Here is an 18,010-nt window from a genome sequence, read left to right as displayed (position 1 = left end):
TTATTTTCTAAATTCCTTTATCTCATTCTCGTTAAAATCAACACAAATATTTTCATTCAAATAATGATTTTCATAAGGAAGATAGCACAATCTTAAACCCAAATTTGTAATTAAAAAGTTATTATTAAAAAAAACTTGCTCCATATCATCAAAACATTCATCGCAAACAAGATTCAGTTTTTGATGCAAGAGTTCTTTAAATTTCAAATTATCCACATCATAAAGCTCATTTAAACTTAAAAAAACTTTTTTATCCATATCGAAAACAAAATTATTAAGCTCTAAAATTGCGCGATTATCCTCTTCATAAAAATAATACCATTCTTCAAAACTAAGCTTTCCATCTTTTAGTACGATAGGCTTTTGGCGAATTTGTTCAAAACTAACAATGTCGTTATACATAGGACGAAATTGTCTGATCTCATCTTGATGGGCTAAAAAATCAAGACTGCGTTTGATTCTTATATTGTTTTGCTCTTTGATAAGTTCAAGAGTTGTTGTTCCTAGTTTATTTCCTTGAATTTTTTTATTATCAAATACCAGTTCTTTAGAAGAAGAAATTTTATATTTTTTTTCTCCATCCTCCCATGAATTTGCTGTTTGAAACAAAGCTATCTCGATATTTGTATCAAGATCGCTCAGTATTAAAAAACTAGAACTAGTTTGATTAACATCCCTATCAAAAATGGGTACAAAAGGAGCATTATCATAAACTATAGCAAAAACCTGCTTATCTTTTAAGTCATAAAAATAAATTTCACCCTTATAAATTTGCGCACAAACCAAACTCACAAAAAAGCATAACAACAGCCCTATTTTCAAATTTTATCCTTAAAATTCATTAAAACAATTTTTATACGCGAAATTCTATCAACAAAACTGATTTTATTATCACAAACTTCATAGAAAATTTCATAATTTGCGCTGTTTAAATTCTGATTGAATCCGCATTGAGTTTTTTGCATATTCTTACCATTCCACAAAGGCTTTGCTTCCAAAATATCTTTTAATATATCTTCATAATAGGCATTTTTAAAAAATTTTTGATTAAATACCATTTTGCTATAGCACACCGAATTTAAACAAATATCCTCTCTGATTTTAAGTTTAAAAAAAGCTTGTCCAAGTTTATAAACTTCTAAATTTAAAGCCTTATTTTCTTTTTTTAAAAAGCCAAAATCGTTGATTTTAATAGTTGGTGTGCTAAATACAACCTTCATTTTTTGGCTAGAATAATCTTGATTTTTTAAAGCACAAGCACTAAAAAACAAAATTAAAAAGAAGATAAAAATTTTTCTCAACACTCTTAACCTATTTTAAATTTTTAAAACTAAGATTTAATTCTAAATTAAGCTCTTTAACCATTTTCATCACAGCTTGCAAATCATCAATTTGCTTTGCAACTACACGAATTTCATCTCCTCGTATAGAAGAGCTTACTTTTAGCTTACTATCTTTAATAGCCTTATTGATTTTCTTAGCATTTTCACTATCAATGCTATCATTGGCTTTTAAATTTAAACGAAACATCGCTCCACTTTCGCGCGAAAGCTCTTTAATAGCACTTGAATTAATACCTCTTTTGATAAGTTTTGAAATCACAATATCTTTTAGAACATCAAGCTTTGCCTCACTTGAAGAATGAAGTTTAAAAACACCATCTTTCTCGCTAAATTCAATTTCACACTTAATACCTTTTAAATCATAGCGAGAATCAAGCTCTTTTTTTGCTTGCTCAAAAGCATTTTTAAGCTCTTGTTTATCCAAAGCCGCTGAAATATCAAAACTATGTTCACTTGCCATTTTCTATCCATTCTTTTAAATTATCATAAACCATAGACATCAATTTTTCCACCGCTTCTTTGCTTGCCCAAGCCACATGTGGAGTAATGATGAGATTTTCTTTATTTTTGATATTTAAGAGAGGATGATTTTTTATCATAGGTTCACTCTCTAAAACATCAAGTCCTACGCGTATATTTTTTTCATCCATTATTTTTGCCAAATCATTCTCATTAATGATTCCGCCCCTGCCTACATTGACCAAAATCGCATTATCTTTTAAAAGTTTTAACTTCTCATAAGTAAGCAAATTTTTCGTTTTTTCATTTAAAGGAGCGTGAATGCTAACAATATCGCAAGTTCTTAAAAGCTCTTCCAAATTTAAGCATTCAAATTCGGCATTTTGATTGAGTCCGCTTGTTGAATAATAACAAATTTTAGCCCCAAAAGCACTAGAAATTTTAGCCACTTCTTTACCTATACTGCCCAGTCCTATAATACCGTGCTTTTTTCCTTCCATTGAATTTAAAATTCTACCAAAATCTGTAAAGATAGGGCTATCGCACCATTTGCCCTCTTTGCTCCATTTATCATAGTAAGGAATATGATTTAAAAAAGCAAAAATAAATGCAAAAGTATGCTGAACTACGCTCATAGTAGAATATCCAGCAGCATTTTTAACGATAATGCCCTTTTCTTTAGCATATTCAACATCGATATTATTTACACCCGTAGCTGTTTCTAAAATAAGCTTTAAATTAGGGCAAGCATCCATAACTTCTTTATCAATAACAACTTTATTTGTCATAACCACATCCGCATCTTTTAAACGCTCTATGGTTTCTTTTCTATCTGTTAAAGCATAACTTTGAAATTCTCCAAAATTCTTAAAAATACTTAAATCATAATCCCCTAAAGTTGCCGCATCTAAACAAACAATTTTCATTTCTAATCCTTTATAATATGTCCTACAAATTTAGAATAATTATCAAGCACAAGTCCTCCTTTTCTAAATCCTAAGCCACACCCTTCATAAGCAAAGAAAACACCTGCTTGATAGTATTCGTTTTCACATGAATTAAACTCTACATATTCTTGATAAATAGCCTTATTATTCCCATAAGGACCTACATTCTCATGTAAAATTTTACCTTCTTTGATTATACTAATATTTGCCCCTTCTCTACCAAAAACAGGTTTTTTCACATAATCTTTTCCCTCTAAAGGAACATCTCGTGTTTCTAAAAGTAATGGATGATTTGGGAAAAGTTCCCATAAAATTTTTAAAATTCCCTTAGATTGAAATAAAAGCGTATAAGCAGGATTTAAAATAATAGCTTTTTGATTTCTCATGATTTGCGTTAAAAGCATGGCTAGTTCGCCCTCTTCTATGGCTATATCTTCCCAAGGAACGAGCTTAAACCAATATTCATAATTTACACCCTCTTTAAAAATTCCCTCTTCGCTAAATTCTACCTCATCTACAAAAGAAAAATCTGTTTCAAATCCTGCTTCATTTGCAATATGAGCAAGTAATTTTGTAGTGATTTCTTCCTCTTTACTTCCTGCCACACTTGAAAAAAGAATTTTCCATCCTTGATAATATTCTTCAAAGCCTTGAGTATCCTCTTCAAGGGTAATCAATCTTTTAAAATTATCCATCAAGCTTTCATAAATGCTATTAAATTGCTTACTTTCATCCATGCCATTTTGCTTTAAAATCGCCCATTGTAAAATCGCACTTTCAAAAAGAGCAGTGGGGGTATCTGCATTAAATTCTATAAGCTTTATAGGCTTGCCATCAAGTCCACCCGCTAAATCAAAACGGCCATATAAATGCCAATGAACCTCATTTTCCCAACTCATTTTAATAGCATCAACAAGATTAAAAGGGATTCCAAGCTCATCAAAACGATTATTATCTATAACATTTTGTGCTGCAGCTACAAACATATCATAAAGCTCATTGACTGCCTCATAATAAGCATTGGCTTCATTTTCACTTACACATACTAATTTATCACTTATATAATCACTTCCATCTTCATCTGTATGCCAAGAAAAACCTATATTTTCTAAATAATCTTTTTGAAGTTTGTCTACTTGTAGTAATTGCATTATTTATCCTTAAGAGCCAAAAGAAGAACTAGAACTTGTGGCTTTAGAGCCTCCACCAAAAAAACCTGATTTTGAAGCACTTGAGGCAGAGCCTGCTGTGCCTGCCTTGTTAAAACTATTAACACTTCTTTGATAAGCACTTTGATTTGAAAAAGCGCCTCGTTGTTGATTGGCAAAATTTTGATTATTAAAGAGCTTAGAGCCTATCCAGCTACCCAAAATTGCACCCGCAGCACTTGCAAGTAAGGTCTCTCCTAAGCTTAATCCTCCACTGCTGATTTGACCGCCCTCTTTAGTCAAATTTGAAGTTCCATTATCAATCTTAGCTGCTTCTTCTTTGATGAGCGCATCCATTTCCTCTTTGCTTAGCACTCTTTCCGTGCCATTGATATCTTTTAAAACAACTCTAGTTTCATCACTTGGAAATTGATCTTTGATTTTATATTGACCTGGGGCGATTTCTTCAATGATAACAAAGGCTCCTTGAGTGTTTGCTGCTTGATTTAAAGTATCACTATTATCATTGCTACTTCCACATCCTACCAAAGCTCCACCTGCAACAGCTGCAAGGCCGCTTATCATACCGATTTGAATAATTTTTTTAATTTTTTTCATAGTCTTGATCCTCAAATGAGATTTAGAATTTATTTTTTGATAAAATTCTAACAAAAAATAATCAATTAAATCTTACAAAAATGAAAATATTTTAAAGAAATAAAATGCAATCTTAATATATATAAAATAAAACTAGGATTTTAAAAAAGGTAATTTTGCAAAGAAATCTTAAATTAAGAAAAAAGCCCTTTCGGGCTTTGGGTTAAAGTCTTGACTCGTAGCGTCTAAGCATATAAAGTCTTTTAAGCATTTTTTTGCGAGCTGAAATTTTTTGTTTTTTACGAATTTCAGTCATAGGCTCAAAAAATCTTCTCGCTCTTACTTCAGTAACAACTAGATTTCTATCTACTTGTTTTTTGAACTTACGATACGCTTCGTCAAAAGACTCGTTAGGATGTACCTTAATTCCTGGCACTATCCTCACCACCTTTCTGTGTAAATTTTTGTTGTGAATTATGATTATAGAATATTTCTTATTAATCCAAACTTAGAAAGCATTTAAAAATTGTTTTAGTTTTTTGGGCTATAATCGTAATTACTAATTTTTTACGAGGTTTTTCATGGAAAATCACATCACCAACTATACTAAAAAGCGTTATTTTGTATATCTAATTGCAACAATTGTAATATTTTGTTTACCTTTTATTACAATTAATGGCAACCATTTCTTTTTATTGAGCTTTGATCATTCTAAGTTGAATCTATTTTTTATTTCATTTTCAACTCAAGAATTATATCTTATGCCTTTTTTGCTTATTTTTCTTTTTTTATTTATATTTTTTATAACCACTTTAGGAGGAAGAGTTTGGTGTGCTTGGAGCTGTCCTCAAACTATTTTTAGAGTGATTTATAGAGATATTATCCAGACTAAACTTTTAAAAATTCGTAAAAATATTAACAATAAACAAAAAGAATATGAAGGATATTATTTTAAAAAAATCATAGGGGTGATTTTATTTTATTTCATATCTTTAGTCGCTGTAAGTAATTTGCTTTGGTATTTTGTTCCGCCTGAAGATTTTTTTGCTTATATACAAAATCCAGGAGAACACTTACTTTTATTGGGTGTTTTATTTTGCGCAAGTTTGTTTTTAACTTTAGATATTACCTATTTAGCAGAAAAATTTTGTATTTATGTATGTCCTTACGCAAGAGTTCAATCTGTAATGTTTGACCGCGATACCATGCAAGTTATTTATGATGAAAAACGCGGGGGAGTGATTTATGATGGACATACCAAACTTTACAAAAAACCGCCTGAGGGTGAATGTATAGGTTGTGAAGCCTGTGTAAGCATTTGTCCTACTCATATAGATATACGCAAGGGTATGCAACTTGAATGTATCAATTGTTTAGAATGTGCTGATGCCTGTTCTAAAGTGCAAAGCAAATTTAATAGACCAAGTTTGATTAATTGGACCAGTGTAAAGGCCATAGAAACACGCAAAAAAGTAAATTATCTCCGCTTTAGAACCATTGCTTATTTTATTGTTCTTGTGATTGCTTTAATTGCTTTAATGATTATGGGTAGTAAAAAAGAAAATATGCTTTTAAATATCAATCGTAGCAGTGAACTTTATCAAATTTCGCATACTAATAATGGTTTAGAAATTTCAAATGCTTATACTTTTTTGTTTCAAAATACTGATTCTAAAGCTCATGAATATTATTTTGAAGCTAGCCTAGAAGGCATTGATAATGGCATAGAAATCATTCGTCCAAGTAAAGCTTTTACATTAAAAGCAGGAGAGCAAGCTAAGAAAATTGTTGTAATAAAAGCTACTAAAAAGCTAGCAGATAATGATCAAAAAGATGTGATTTTTCCACTTCACATCAAGGCCTATGCCAAAGATAATGATGAGATTGTCATTTTTAGAGAAAGTATTTTTGTTTATCCTAAAAGCACAATTTTAAAGGGGTATAATGAATCCAAATAAAACACCTTCTAAAAAAGTTTTAGCAAGAAGAGAAAAGATTAAAAATGTTGCTTTTGATCTATTTTTAACCAAGGGCTTTCAAGAAACCAGTTTAAGCGATATTATCAAACTATCGGGCGGTTCGTATTCTAATATTTATGATAGTTTTAATAGTAAAGAAGGTTTATTTTTTGAAATTTTAGATGATGTTTGCAAAAAACATTTTGACCTAATAGCCTCTCAAACTCAAACTATTAAAGATAAAAATTTAAAAGAATTTTTAACCTCTTTTGGACTTACTTTTGTTGATATTTTCAATCAAGTCCAAACCGTCGCCTTTGGCAAAATTATTTTCTCTCAAGTTTATGATAAACATAAGCATGTTGAAAATTGGATTGAAAACAATCAGAAAATTTTCTCCTATAACATACTTATAGAACTTTTTAAAAAGCAAGATAGCAGCTATATTTCAAATAATGCCCAAAAACTTGCCATGCTTTTTTGCGCCATGTTAAGAGAACCTTATCATAGTTTAAATGTTTTAGCCGATACTCCTTTAATGAACAAACAAGAACAAAAAGAACATGTGGAATTTATTGTCAATATATTTTTAAAAGGAATTGAAAATAAAACCTCAATTTAATTAAGTAAATATAAAAATTATTAACCAAATTTGAGCTATAATATATCTTAATATCTTAAAAATTGTGTAATAAATATTACAATATATTTAAATTAAAAATTTTAAGGCAAAAATCATGAATTTGTTTCAAAAAAATACCCTTTTACTCTTAAGTGCTTTATTTTTATTTTCTGCTTGTAGCAAAGAAGAAGCACCTCAAAAACAAACACCCCCTCAATCCGTTAGTACAATGAGCGCTAAAGCCGAAAATTTACCGCTTAACTTTACTTATCCTGCAAAACTTGTTAGTGATTATGATGTTATCATCAAACCTCAAGTAAGCGGTGTTATCGTGGAGAAACTTTTCAAAGCGGGTGATTTAATTAAAAAAGGACAAACACTTTTCATTATCGAACAAGATAAATTTAAAGCAAGTGTAAATTCAGCTTATGGAAAAGCTTTAATGGCTAGAGCAAATTTTGACAATGCCAGCAAAGATTATAACCGTTCAAAAACTCTTTATAATAAAGGAGCAATCTCTCAAAAAGAATATGATAGCGCCTTAGCAAATTTTAACAACACAAAAGCAAATCTCACCAGTGCTAGAGCAGACTTAGAAAATGCACGCATTGATTTAGCTTATACTGAAATTAAAGCTCCTTTTGATGGTATTGTAGGAGATGCTTTGATTAATATAGGAGATTATGTTAGCTCCTCTTCAACTGAACTCGTAAGAATTACAAACCTCAATCCAATCTATGCTGATTTTTACATTTCAGATACGGATAAACTCAATATCGTTCGCAATACTCAAGATGGAAAATGGGATTTAAGCAATATCTATGCAGATTTAAATCTTAATGGAGAAGTAGTTAAAGGCAAGCTTTATTTTATAGATTCAGTCATTGATGCAAATAGCGGGACAGTAAAAGCTAAAGCAATTTTTGACAATAATGACTCTACTCTTTTACCAGGTGCTTTTGCAACGATTACTTCAAATGGTTTTATTCAAAAGAATGGATTTAAAATTCCTCAAATTGCAATCAAGCAAGACCAAAATGAGGTTTATGTTTTTCTCTTAAAAGAAGGCAAGGTTGCTAAAGCTCCTGTGCATATAAGCTATCAAGATAATGAATATGCTATTATTGATAAAGGACTACAAAATGGAGATAAAATCATTTTGGATAACTTTAAAAAAATTAGACTAGGTAGCGAAGTTAAAGAAGTTGGAGCACAATAATGTTTTCTAAATTTTTTATCGAAAGACCTGTTTTTGCTTCCGTTGTAGCCATTATCATCTCTTTGGCTGGAGCTATCGGACTTGTAAATTTACCTATAGAACAATACCCCTCTTTAACATCACCTACAGTTAAAGTGAGTGCGACCTACACAGGAGCAGATGCTCAAACCATTGCTTCAACTGTTGCTTCCCCTATAGAAGATGCTATTAATGGTACTGATAATATGATCTATATGGATTCGACTTCGAGTTCTTCAGGTATAATGAATTTAACTGTTTATTTTGATATAGGCACAGATCCGAATCAAGCTACCATTGATGTTAATAATAGAATTTCAGCAGCTACAGCAAAAATGCCCGATGCAGTAAAAAAACTTGGTGTAACTGTAAGAAAAACCTCTTCAACTACACTTGCTGCGATTTCTATGTACTCAAGCAATGGCTCTATGAACGCTGTAGATGTTTATAATTACATAACACTTAATATCATTGATGAACTAAAAAGAGTTCCAGGTGTTGGAGACGCTAATGCTATAGGAAATCGTAATTATTCTTTAAGAATTTGGCTAAAACCTGACTTATTAAACAAATTTGGTGCAACAGCTACCGATGTTATCGCAGCCGTCAATGATCAAAATGCTCAATACGCCACAGGTAAAATCGGTGAAGAACCTGTAACTCAAAAATCACCCTATGTTTATTCTATCACCATGCAAGGAAGATTACAAAGTCCTAGTGAATTTGAAAATATCATTTTAAGAGCAAACAATGATGGATCTTTTTTAAGACTTAAAGATGTAGCAGATGTTGAAATAGGATCTCAACAGTACAGTTCGCAAGGACGCTTAAACGGTAATGATGCAGTTCCTATAATAATCAACCTCCAATCAGGAGCAAACGCACTCAATACAGCAAAACTTGTAGAAGCTAAAATGCAAGAACTATCAAAGAGCTTTCCTGAGGGTTTAGAATATAAGATTCCTTATGATACGACTAAATTTGTTATCGAGTCTATTAAAGAAGTTATAAAAACCTTTGTTGAAGCGTTGATTTTGGTTATTATTGTTATGTATATGTTCTTAAAGAACTTCCGCTCGACACTCATACCTATGATCGCTGTTCCTGTTTCATTGCTAGGAACTTTTGCAGGACTTTATTTGTTAGGATTTAGTATAAATCTTTTGACATTATTTGCCCTAATACTAGCCATAGGTATAGTCGTAGATGATGCTATTATTGTGGTTGAGAATATAGATAGACTTTTACATGAAAATGAAAAAATCACTGTGAAAGATGCAGCCGTTCAAGCCATGCAAGAAGTAAGCTCACCGATAATTTCTATTGTACTTGTGCTCTGTGCAGTTTTTATACCCGTATCTTTTATTTCGGGATTTGTTGGAGAAATTCAAAGACAATTTGCGCTCACTTTGGCTATATCTGTAACCATATCAGGTTTTGTAGCTCTTACTTTAACACCTTCTTTATGTGCACTCTTTTTAAGACGCAATGAAAGCAAGCCTTTTTATATCGTTCAAAAATTTAATGATTTCTTTGACTGGAGCACTTCTATATTTAGTGCAGGCGTTGCTTATATGCTTAAAAGAACCATTCGTTTTGTTTTGATTTTCTGTATCATGCTCGGAGCAATTTTTTATCTTTATAAACAAGTTCCTGGCTCTTTGGTTCCTGAAGAAGATCAAGGTTTAATGATAGGTATTATCAACCTTCCTTCGGCTTCAGCTCTACATAGAACAATCTCAGAAGTGGATCATATGAGTCAAGAAATTTTAAAAACCAATGGTGTAAAAGACGCCATGGCTATGATAGGTTTTGATCTTTTCACTAGTTCTCTTAAAGAAAACGCTGCGGCTATGTTTATAAGTTTAAAAGACTGGAAAGATAGAAATATAAGTGCTGATAAAGTTACAAGCGAACTGAATAAAAAATTTGCCTTTGACCAAAACAGCTCAAGTGTATTTATAGGGTTACCTCCTATACCTGGATTAAGTATTACAGGTGGGTTTGAAATGTATGCACAAAATAAAAGTGGTAAAACTTATGACCAAATTCAAGAAGATGTTAATAAACTTGTAACTGCAGCAAATCAAAGAAAAGAATTAACCAGGGTTCGTACTACTCTCGATACGACTTTTCCACAATATAAACTTATTATTGATAGGGATAAACTAAAATACCTTAATCTAAATATGCAAGATGTCTTTAATACAATGAATGCAACCATAGGAACATACTATGTAAATGACTTTTCTATGCTGGGGAAAAATTTCCAAGTAAACATCCGTGCAAAGGGTGATTTTAGGAATACTCAAGATGCTTTAAAAAATATTTTCGTACGTTCAAACGATAATAAAATGATACCACTAGATTCTTTTTTAACTTTACAAAGAAGCTCAGGTCCTGATGATGTAAAACGCTTTAATCTTTTTCCCGCAGCTCAAATACAAGGTCAGCCAGCTCCAGGTTATACTTCAGGACAAGCTATAGAAACAATTTCTCAAGTAGCAAAAGAAATATTAGGAGATGATTATTCTATAGCCTGGAGTGGTTCAGCCTATCAAGAAGTATCGAGCAAAGGAACAGCAAACTATGCCTTTATCTTAGGTATGGTTTTTGTATTTTTAATTCTAGCAGCACAATATGAAAGATGGCTTATTCCTTTAGCTGTTGTTACTGCGGTACCTTTTGCTGTGTTTGGCTCTTTTTTATTTGTATATTTAAGAGGATTTACTAATGATATATATTTTCAAACAGGACTTCTACTACTTATAGGTCTTTCAGCTAAAAATGCAATATTAATCGTAGAATTCGCTATGGAAGAACGCTTTAAAAAAGGCAAAGAGATATTTGAAGCAACCGTAGAAGCAGCAAAACTTCGTTTCCGCCCTATAATCATGACTTCTTTAGCTTTTACTTTTGGGGTTTTACCAATGATTTTTGCAACTGGAGCAGGAAGTGCTTCAAGACATTCTTTAGGGACAGGGCTTATTGGTGGAATGATAGCTGCTTCTACTTTAGCTATATTCTTTGTACCTTTATTTTTCTATCTTTTAGAAAATTTCAACGAATGGCTAGATAAAAAAAGGGGTAAAGTTCATGAATAAAATAATTTCAATAAGTGTTATAGCAAGCTTAAGCCTTTTTATTTCAGCTTGTTCTTTAAGTCCAAATTTAAATATCCCAGAAGCAAATTATAGTCTTGATAATAAACTGGGCGCCCTATCTTGGGAAAAAGAAAACAATCATACTCTTTCTAAAGAATGGTGGAAAGAATTTGATGATGAGAAATTAAATCACGTAGTTGATTTAGCTCTTCAGAACAATAATGATTTAAAACTTGCTTTTATTCATATGGAACAAGCTGCTGCCCAATTAGGCATAGATTTTAGTGATTTATTACCAAAATTAGATGGTAGCGCTAGTGCAAATCGTACAAAAACACCTACAAATGCTCCAAGCAACCGCACTGGGGGAGTAAGCTATGGCAATGATTTTAAAATGGGACTGGATTTAAGCTATGAAATTGATCTTTGGGGAAGATACCGCGATACTTATCGCGCTTCAAGATCAGGCTTTAAAGCCAGTCAGTATGATTATGAAGCTGCGAGACTTTCTATAGTTTCAAGCGTGGTTCAGACTTATTTTAATTTTGTAAATGCAAATGAAAATGAAAAAGCTTTAAAAGATGCTTATGAATCTGCACAAGAAATTTATCAAATTAATTATGAAAAATTTCAAGTAGGAGCAGTAGGAGAATACGAAATCGCGCAATCAAGAGCAAATTTAGAAAGTACTGCTTTACAATACAATGAAGCAAAATTAAATAAAGAAAACTATCTTAAAGCTTTAAAAATTCTAACTTCAAATGATTTAAACGATATTCTTTATCAAGATCAAGCTTATCAGGTTTTTAAACTCAAAGATTTTGATATACCGAGCGGAATTTCAAGCACTATACTCTTGCAGCGTCCTGATATTGGATCTTCTTTAGAAAAACTTACTCAACAAAATTATCTAGTAGGAGTAGCTCGCACAGCTTTCTTGCCTAATCTTTCTTTAACAGGCTTATTAGGATTTGAAAGCGGGGATTTAAATACACTTGTGGAAGCGGGCTCTAGGACTTGGAGTATAGGTGGGAATTTCGTAATGCCAATTTTCCACTGGGGAGAAATTTATCAAAATGTGAATTTAGCAAAACTCAACAAAGATGAAGCTTTTGTAAATTATCAAAATACCTTAGTTGCAGCTTTTGGAGAAATTCGCTATGCTTTAATTGCAAGAAAGACTATTCGCTTGCAATACAATAACGCACAAGCAAGCGAATTATCCTACAAAAGAATTTATGAAATAAGCAAAGAGCGTTATGATGTGGGCGAAATGTCTTTGCAAGACTATCTACAAGCGCGTCAAGACTGGTTAAATGCTACAGTTGCTTTTAATAATACCAAATATTCTTATGCTAATTCTATAGTCAATGTTATCAAAGCTTTTGGTGGCGGATTTGAACAAGGTGAAAATATCAGCAAAAATATAGAAGAAGAATCAAAAACTTTAGATATGTCCTTTAGAGAGTAAAACTTACTCTCTAAATTAGAGCTTATTTTTAAAAATCTCTATTTAAATCAGAATCACTAACCTCATATGCTTTATAAATAGCTGGTAATAATTTTCTCATCGCATAATCTAAATGATAAAATTGCTTATAAACTTCCTCTGCATTTAAGTCCTTAGCATTGCTAAAGTCAAATACTTCAGTATTGCCAACTTTTGAAATATTCTTATCAAAATAAGAATAAAATTCCGCCCTTTGTTTAAACAATGCGTTTAAATTTTCTACTACTTTTGTTTTATCCATAAGCCATCCTTTCTAATTATTTTGAAAGTTATAGCATTTTTTTGCTAAAAATAAAAAAAATTTACACTTGATTTAATAAAAAATTGATAAAGTTATATTATATTTTCTACTTTAAGGTGGGTTAATGAATTTATTTCAAAATTTGGCTTTAAAATATTCTCATGCTATGATGGAAAAATCCCTACATAAAAGTTTCAATGTCGAACTTTTGAAAAATCCTCAAGAAAAACAAGCCAAAAAAGATAAAACTTATATGCTTTATGCTCACATACCCTTTTGTCATACCTTTTGTCCTTATTGTAGTTTTCATAAATACTATTATGATGAGGAATTGGCTAAAATTTATTTTGAAAATTTAAGAAAAGAGCTTATGCTTATAAAAGATAAAGGTTTTGATTTTAGCTCAATGTATGTAGGGGGCGGAACAACATTGATTAATGAAAATGAATTACTAAAAACTCTAGAACTTTGTAAAAAACTTTTCAATATCAAAGAAATTTCTTGCGAAAGCGATCCTAATCATATAATTCCTGAAAAACTCTCTATGTTTAAAGGTATAATCGATCGTTTAAGCTGTGGAATTCAAAGTTTTGATGATGAAATTTTAAAAAAAATAGCAAGATATAATAAATTTGGTTCTTCTAAACAATTACAAGAAAAAATTTCAAAAGCTTTGGGAATTTTGCCAATTTTTAGCCTTGATTTAATTTTTAATTTCCCCTCACAAACAGAAGAACAGCTTTTAAATGATTTAAAAATCGCTAAAAATTTAGCTCCTCAACAAATCACAACCTATCCTTTAATGAAATCCAATCTAACCAAAGACAATATAGCCAAAAGTCTTGGTGTTGAAACTAAAGATAATGAATTTAAATACTATCAAATAATACGAAATTTTTTCAAGGATTATCAGCAAAATAATGGCTGGAGTTTTTCTTTAGAAAAAAATCAACTCAATGATGAATATGTAAGCTCTCACCATGAATATTTAGGCGTTGGAAGTGGAGCTTTTAGCTTTTTAGATGGGGAGTTGCTTATCAATGCTTTTGATTTAAATGATTATGCAAAGATGATACAAGAAAAACAAAATGCCAATATAGCAAAAGCGAGTTTTACACGAAAAGAGATTATCAAATACATATTTTTAACTGAAATGTTTGCAGGGAAAATACAAATTGATAAATTCAATCAAACCCTTAATTGTGATCTTGAAAAAGAACTCTTCAAAGAACTTTTAGGACTTAAAATAAGCAATGCTATCAAAAAAGAAAATGGCGCCTTAATCACAAGTGAATTTGGACAGTATCTCTTTGTGGTCTTAATGAAGGATTTTTACACAGGAATGGATCTTGTGCGCGCGGTATTTAGAGATAGTAAGCGCTTAAAAAATAAAGATTTTATCAATATAATGAAAGAAAATATAAGTTCTATTTAATTTCTTTTTTTTGAAATTAAATAGAAATGAAAATTAAAACGGACGAATCACCATCATTAAAGCAATGATAATAAACATTAAAGTAGGAAATTCATTATAAATTCTAAAATATCTTCCGCTTTTTGTAGAAGTATCATTCGCCAAAGCTTTTAAGCAAAAATAATTATGTATATGAAAAATGATTAAAAGCGTAGCACAGGTAAGTTTTGCATGCATAAAGCCAGAACCCACCATCAAAACTTCTTTATGAGCATGTAACATTAAACTCCCACTAATAACCGTTGCTATCATCGCTGGATTTTGTATACCAAAATAAAGTCTTCTTTCTTGTATCTTTACAACATCAACAAAACCTTTATTGTTTTTATTTTCTGCATGATATACAAACAAACGAGGCAAATAAAAAAGTCCTGCCATCCAAGAAACAAATGCTAAATAATGCACCCATTTAATCCAAAAATAATACTCATTAATCCATTCTGTCATTTTTTTCCTTTTTTATAAAAATTTCTTTTATTAAGATTAAGGCAACGCTTATGTTTATCATCACATCTGCTACATTAAAAATAGCAAAATGAAACCATTTATGCCAAAAAAACATATCCACTACTCCCCCGTGTATAAAACGGTCAAGCAAATTCGAACACCCCGCCCCTAGCATCATACCAAAAGCCACTAAATGTTCTCTTAAGAATTGTTTTTGCCACAAAAGGTATATAACAAGCGCCAATATCAAGGCTAAATGTAAATATTTTAAATAATGCTCTAAAAAACTAAACATAGAAAAAGCAACTCCTGTGTTTAGAGCATAAGTTAAATCCAAATACTCACTTTGCCAACGCAAACCCGATAAAGTTAAAGATTTTACCCACTGATCAAAAGCAAAAACTGCAATAAAAACTAAAATGAAGATCAAGATAGTTTTATATCTTTTAACCATTTAATGCTTTCTTGAAAAATTCAACTACATTTTTCATTTCTTTTTCTAAAATTTTAGCATCTTTAGCTTCTAGTAAAAGTCTGATCAAATTTTCTGTTCCAGAATAGCGAAATAACACATTAATATTTTTATTTTCCAAATCTTGTTTTAATTCCTTCAAACCTTTAATTTTATCCAAATCTTTTTTTTCTGAAATTTTAAGATTGGTTAAAAGTTGAGGATAAGGTTTGATTTGTCCTAAAATAGTACTTGCGGACTTTTTCTTGCAAAGCATCAAAGCACTAAATTGCAAAGCTGCTATAAGACCATCGCCTGTTTTTGCATAATCGCTAAAAATAATATGCCCACTTTGCTCTCCGCCAAAGTTTCCACCCCTAACTTTTAATTTCTCAAGTACATATTTATCGCCTACATTACAAGTGTCGAGCTCTATGCCATGTCCATTTAAAAATTCTTTCAAAGCCCCATTGCTCATGATAGTAGCTACCACACTGGATTTTAATTTGCCCTGTTCTTTTAAGAAAAGAGCTAAAACTCCAAGCAGGCTATCTCCATTTGCTACTTCACCCTTTTCATCTACCACTACCAAACGATCCGCATCTCCATCAAAAGCAAAACCAACATCTGCACGCAAACGCTTTACTTCAGCGGCTAAATTTGAAGGATACAAGGCTCCACAATTTTCATTGATATTAAGCCCATTAGGTTTATCACTCATCACTATAACTTCAGCTCCCAGTTCTTTAAAAACAGTCGGAGCTACCTTATAAGCCGCTCCATGAGCTACATCTAAAACTACACGCAATGATTTTAGAGTTAAATCCTTAGGGAAGGAATTCTTAATAGAAACAATATATCTTCCTATAACATCATCAATTCTTTTAGCTTGGCCAATTTTCTCCATATCAACTTTAGAGCTTTGGATAAGCTTATCATCATAATAAATTTCTTCAATCTTTTTTTCTATATCTTCGCTAAGCTTATTCCCATGTGCATCAAAAAATTTAATCCCGTTATCATAATAAGGATTGTGTGAAGCTGAAATCATAATACCCGCATCACAACGCATATCTTCAGTTAAAAATGCAATTGCAGGTGTTGGCATAGGGCCTATTTGTATCACATTATATCCTATAGAAGTAAGACCTGAAACAATAGCATTTTCTATCATATAACCACTTCTTCTTGTATCTTTACCTACTAAAATATTATTTGTAACACTCTTATCTTTAAAATAAATTCCAGCGGCCATAGCAAGACGCATAGCTAAAAAACTATCTAAAAATTCGCCCGCTTTTCCACGAACGCCATCTGTCCCAAAAAGTTTCATCATTAAACCTTTCTCAATGAAATTCTAGAAATTATAGCAAAGCTAGGATAAAGAAATTTAAACAAACCCTAAAAAGATTTAGGGTTTGATAAGCCTTATAGTTCAGGCTTTGGAGTTTTTTCTGTAGAAACAGGGAGTTGAGGATAAACCACTGCTGGTTTAGTTCCAGTTAAAGATTTTAAGAAAGTTTCTATACTTTTTGCCTCTTTATCAGAAATTTGAATGCCAAGTTGCACACTACCCATTTCTTTAATTGCATCGGTTAATTTCCATATCGCACCATTGTGGAAATATGGAGCTGTCTCAACTACATTTCTTAAAGTTGGAGTTTTAACCATACCATTTTCATCTCCTTTAAAATCACCCAAATTTGCAAATTTATACTTACCTGCAACCTCAAATGCTTGCATATTTCCACCTAAATTCACACCATTATGACAAGCTACACAACCTTTGTCAATGAAAAGTTTTAAACCTTTTTGCTCCTCTTTAGTTAAAGCTTTTTCATCTCCATTTAAGAAATTATCAAAGCGAGATGGAGTGATTAAAGTTCTTTCAAAATTTGCTATCGCATCAGCAATATTGTCAAAATTCACACCGCTTTTGCCATAAATTTTCTTAAATTCTTTAACATATTCAGGTAAAGAAGCGATTTTTTCTACAGCTAATTTTGCTGGAGTTGCCATTTCAGCTTCAGATTCAATAGGTCCTTTGGCCTGATCCGCTAAAGTTCCTGCACGCCCATCCCAAAATTGAGTCGTGTTTAAAACAGCATTATATACAGTTGGGGAATTTAAATGATGAGGGTTTGCAGTCCATTTATGTCCCACTGCCGCACTAATACCATCAGCTCCACCAAGTCCTAGATTGTGACAGGTATTACATGAAATAATTCCACTTTTTGAAAGGCGAGGCTCAAAATAAAGTTTTTTACCAAGCTCAACTTTATCAAGAGTAAATTCAGTAGCCTTTACTCCATTTGCTTTCAAAATCTCATCCACGCCTTTTTGATCTTTTGGTAAGGCAACTAAACCTGAATTTTTAGCCTCTTCTATAAGACTTTGAGCATTTAAACTTGAAAAAGCAACTAATGATGCAATCAATAACGATTTGACTTTCATTTACAAACTCCTTTACTT

The 18,010-nt window shown here is 31.5% G+C and carries 18 protein-coding genes; 6 read left to right on the top strand and 12 right to left on the bottom strand.

Translation table 11 applies throughout. The features are described from left to right. The 7 genes from CCO88_RS05890 to rpsU all read right to left on the bottom strand — a co-directional run bounded on the left by CCO88_RS05890 (position 1) and on the right by rpsU (position 4,930). Complete coding sequence (locus tag CCO88_RS05890) at positions 1-822, bottom strand: hypothetical protein (protein ID WP_002787529.1); 822 nt, start codon at positions 820-822, stop codon at positions 1-3. Next, positions 819-1,301, bottom strand: coding sequence for a hypothetical protein (locus CCO88_RS05885; RefSeq protein ID WP_002780699.1), 483 nt, complete (start codon positions 1,299-1,301; stop codon positions 819-821). Before CCO88_RS05885 ends, CCO88_RS05890 begins: the two co-directional genes overlap by 4 nt. 10 nt (positions 1,302-1,311) lie before the next feature. Beyond that, positions 1,312-1,803 carry a YajQ family cyclic di-GMP-binding protein gene (locus CCO88_RS05880; protein ID WP_002778301.1) on the bottom strand — a complete coding sequence of 164 codons (492 nt, stop codon included), beginning with the start codon at positions 1,801-1,803 and terminating at the stop codon, positions 1,312-1,314. Then, on the bottom strand, positions 1,793-2,728 hold the full coding sequence (locus CCO88_RS05875) for a D-2-hydroxyacid dehydrogenase (protein WP_002780698.1): 936 nt from the start codon (positions 2,726-2,728) through the stop codon (positions 1,793-1,795). Before CCO88_RS05875 ends, CCO88_RS05880 begins: the two co-directional genes overlap by 11 nt. A 2-nt stretch (positions 2,729-2,730) precedes the next feature. Then, the gene (locus tag CCO88_RS05870) at positions 2,731-3,900 is read right to left on the bottom strand and encodes a glutathionylspermidine synthase family protein (protein WP_002778292.1); all 1,170 of its coding nucleotides are present in this window, start codon (positions 3,898-3,900) and stop codon (positions 2,731-2,733) included. Positions 3,901-3,909: 9 nt separating this feature from the next. Further along, positions 3,910-4,515 carry a UPF0323 family lipoprotein gene (locus CCO88_RS05865; protein ID WP_002778291.1) on the bottom strand — a complete coding sequence of 202 codons (606 nt, stop codon included), beginning with the start codon at positions 4,513-4,515 and terminating at the stop codon, positions 3,910-3,912. A gap of 202 nt (positions 4,516-4,717) precedes the next feature. Further along, entirely contained in the window at positions 4,718-4,930 is a 213-nt protein-coding gene (rpsU, locus tag CCO88_RS05860) for a 30S ribosomal protein S21 (protein WP_002780697.1), read from the bottom strand. Positions 4,931-5,075: 145 nt separating this feature from the next. Between rpsU and ccoG the strand changes: the two genes are divergently transcribed. The 5 genes from ccoG to cmeC all read left to right on the top strand — a co-directional run bounded on the left by ccoG (position 5,076) and on the right by cmeC (position 12,886). After that, a complete protein-coding gene (ccoG, locus tag CCO88_RS05855) occupies positions 5,076-6,452 on the top strand; it encodes a cytochrome c oxidase accessory protein CcoG (protein WP_002812311.1) in 1,377 nt (458 codons plus the stop codon). Beyond that, positions 6,439-7,074 carry a multidrug efflux system transcriptional regulator CmeR gene (gene cmeR, locus CCO88_RS05850; RefSeq protein WP_002778289.1) on the top strand — a complete coding sequence of 212 codons (636 nt, stop codon included), beginning with the start codon at positions 6,439-6,441 and terminating at the stop codon, positions 7,072-7,074. The genes ccoG and cmeR overlap by 14 nt, the downstream gene beginning before the upstream one ends. 115 nt (positions 7,075-7,189) lie before the next feature. Next, positions 7,190-8,293 carry an efflux RND transporter periplasmic adaptor subunit gene (locus tag CCO88_RS05845; protein ID WP_002799624.1) on the top strand — a complete coding sequence of 368 codons (1,104 nt, stop codon included), beginning with the start codon at positions 7,190-7,192 and terminating at the stop codon, positions 8,291-8,293. Further along, positions 8,293-11,415, top strand: coding sequence for a multidrug efflux RND transporter permease subunit CmeB (gene cmeB / locus CCO88_RS05840; protein ID WP_002839704.1), 3,123 nt, complete (start codon positions 8,293-8,295; stop codon positions 11,413-11,415). Before CCO88_RS05845 ends, cmeB begins: the two co-directional genes overlap by 1 nt. Further along, positions 11,408-12,886 (top strand): multidrug efflux transporter outer membrane subunit CmeC, encoded by a 1,479-nt coding sequence (gene cmeC, locus CCO88_RS05835; protein ID WP_002836641.1) that lies wholly within the window; start codon positions 11,408-11,410, stop codon positions 12,884-12,886. Before cmeB ends, cmeC begins: the two co-directional genes overlap by 8 nt. 28 nt (positions 12,887-12,914) lie before the next feature. On the opposite strand, the gene cmeU is transcribed toward cmeC, so the two are convergent. Further along, complete coding sequence (gene cmeU, locus CCO88_RS05830; RefSeq protein ID WP_002778275.1) at positions 12,915-13,166, bottom strand: CmeU family protein; 252 nt, start codon at positions 13,164-13,166, stop codon at positions 12,915-12,917. Between the two features lie 124 nt (positions 13,167-13,290). On the opposite strand from cmeU, the gene CCO88_RS05825 reads away from it, so the two are divergent. Beyond that, positions 13,291-14,601, top strand: a complete 1,311-nt coding sequence (locus CCO88_RS05825; protein ID WP_002783173.1) for a coproporphyrinogen III oxidase family protein — start codon at positions 13,291-13,293, stop codon at positions 14,599-14,601. 33 nt (positions 14,602-14,634) lie between these two features. Here the strand turns inward: CCO88_RS05825 and hemJ are convergent, their stop codons facing one another. From hemJ to CCO88_RS05805, 4 genes are all read right to left on the bottom strand, one after another. Next, positions 14,635-15,087 (bottom strand): protoporphyrinogen oxidase HemJ, encoded by a 453-nt coding sequence (hemJ, locus tag CCO88_RS05820; RefSeq protein WP_002780683.1) that lies wholly within the window; start codon positions 15,085-15,087, stop codon positions 14,635-14,637. Further along, the gene (lspA, locus tag CCO88_RS05815) at positions 15,071-15,541 is read right to left on the bottom strand and encodes a signal peptidase II (protein WP_002778269.1); all 471 of its coding nucleotides are present in this window, start codon (positions 15,539-15,541) and stop codon (positions 15,071-15,073) included. The genes hemJ and lspA overlap by 17 nt, the downstream gene beginning before the upstream one ends. Continuing rightward, complete coding sequence (glmM, locus tag CCO88_RS05810) at positions 15,534-16,871, bottom strand: phosphoglucosamine mutase (protein WP_002780681.1); 1,338 nt, start codon at positions 16,869-16,871, stop codon at positions 15,534-15,536. The genes lspA and glmM overlap by 8 nt, the downstream gene beginning before the upstream one ends. Before the next feature lie 95 nt (positions 16,872-16,966). Next, entirely contained in the window at positions 16,967-17,992 is a 1,026-nt protein-coding gene (locus tag CCO88_RS05805) for a cytochrome-c peroxidase (protein WP_002778252.1), read from the bottom strand. Positions 17,993-18,010: the final 18 nt, after the last annotated feature.

The sequence above is a fragment of the Campylobacter coli LMG 9860 genome (assembly GCF_000254135.1).
Taxonomy (GTDB): Bacteria; Campylobacterota; Campylobacteria; order Campylobacterales; family Campylobacteraceae; genus Campylobacter_D; species Campylobacter_D coli.
Note: the sequence above shows the minus strand (reverse complement) of the source record. Positions and strands in the feature narration are given on the sequence as shown.

Bases quoted from the DNA above. Each gene is read 5' to 3' on its own strand.
- cmeR (WP_002778289.1), top strand. From the start codon at position 6,439: ATGAATCCAAATAAAACACCTTCTAAAAAAGTTTTAGCAAGAAGAGAA.
- glmM (WP_002780681.1), bottom strand. From the start codon at position 16,871: ATGAAACTTTTTGGGACAGATGGCGTTCGTGGAAAAGCGGGCGAATTT.
- cmeB (WP_002839704.1), top strand. From the start codon at position 8,293: ATGTTTTCTAAATTTTTTATCGAAAGACCTGTTTTTGCTTCCGTTGTA.
- lspA (WP_002778269.1), bottom strand. From the start codon at position 15,541: ATGGTTAAAAGATATAAAACTATCTTGATCTTCATTTTAGTTTTTATT.
- hemJ (WP_002780683.1), bottom strand. From the start codon at position 15,087: ATGACAGAATGGATTAATGAGTATTATTTTTGGATTAAATGGGTGCAT.
- cmeU (WP_002778275.1), bottom strand. From the start codon at position 13,166: ATGGATAAAACAAAAGTAGTAGAAAATTTAAACGCATTGTTTAAACAA.
- CCO88_RS05865 (WP_002778291.1), bottom strand. From the start codon at position 4,515: ATGAAAAAAATTAAAAAAATTATTCAAATCGGTATGATAAGCGGCCTT.
- CCO88_RS05845 (WP_002799624.1), top strand. From the start codon at position 7,190: ATGAATTTGTTTCAAAAAAATACCCTTTTACTCTTAAGTGCTTTATTT.
- CCO88_RS05875 (WP_002780698.1), bottom strand. From the start codon at position 2,728: ATGAAAATTGTTTGTTTAGATGCGGCAACTTTAGGGGATTATGATTTA.
- CCO88_RS05805 (WP_002778252.1), bottom strand. From the start codon at position 17,992: ATGAAAGTCAAATCGTTATTGATTGCATCATTAGTTGCTTTTTCAAGT.
- CCO88_RS05825 (WP_002783173.1), top strand. From the start codon at position 13,291: ATGAATTTATTTCAAAATTTGGCTTTAAAATATTCTCATGCTATGATG.
- CCO88_RS05870 (WP_002778292.1), bottom strand. From the start codon at position 3,900: ATGCAATTACTACAAGTAGACAAACTTCAAAAAGATTATTTAGAAAAT.
- ccoG (WP_002812311.1), top strand. From the start codon at position 5,076: ATGGAAAATCACATCACCAACTATACTAAAAAGCGTTATTTTGTATAT.
- cmeC (WP_002836641.1), top strand. From the start codon at position 11,408: ATGAATAAAATAATTTCAATAAGTGTTATAGCAAGCTTAAGCCTTTTT.
- CCO88_RS05880 (WP_002778301.1), bottom strand. From the start codon at position 1,803: ATGGCAAGTGAACATAGTTTTGATATTTCAGCGGCTTTGGATAAACAA.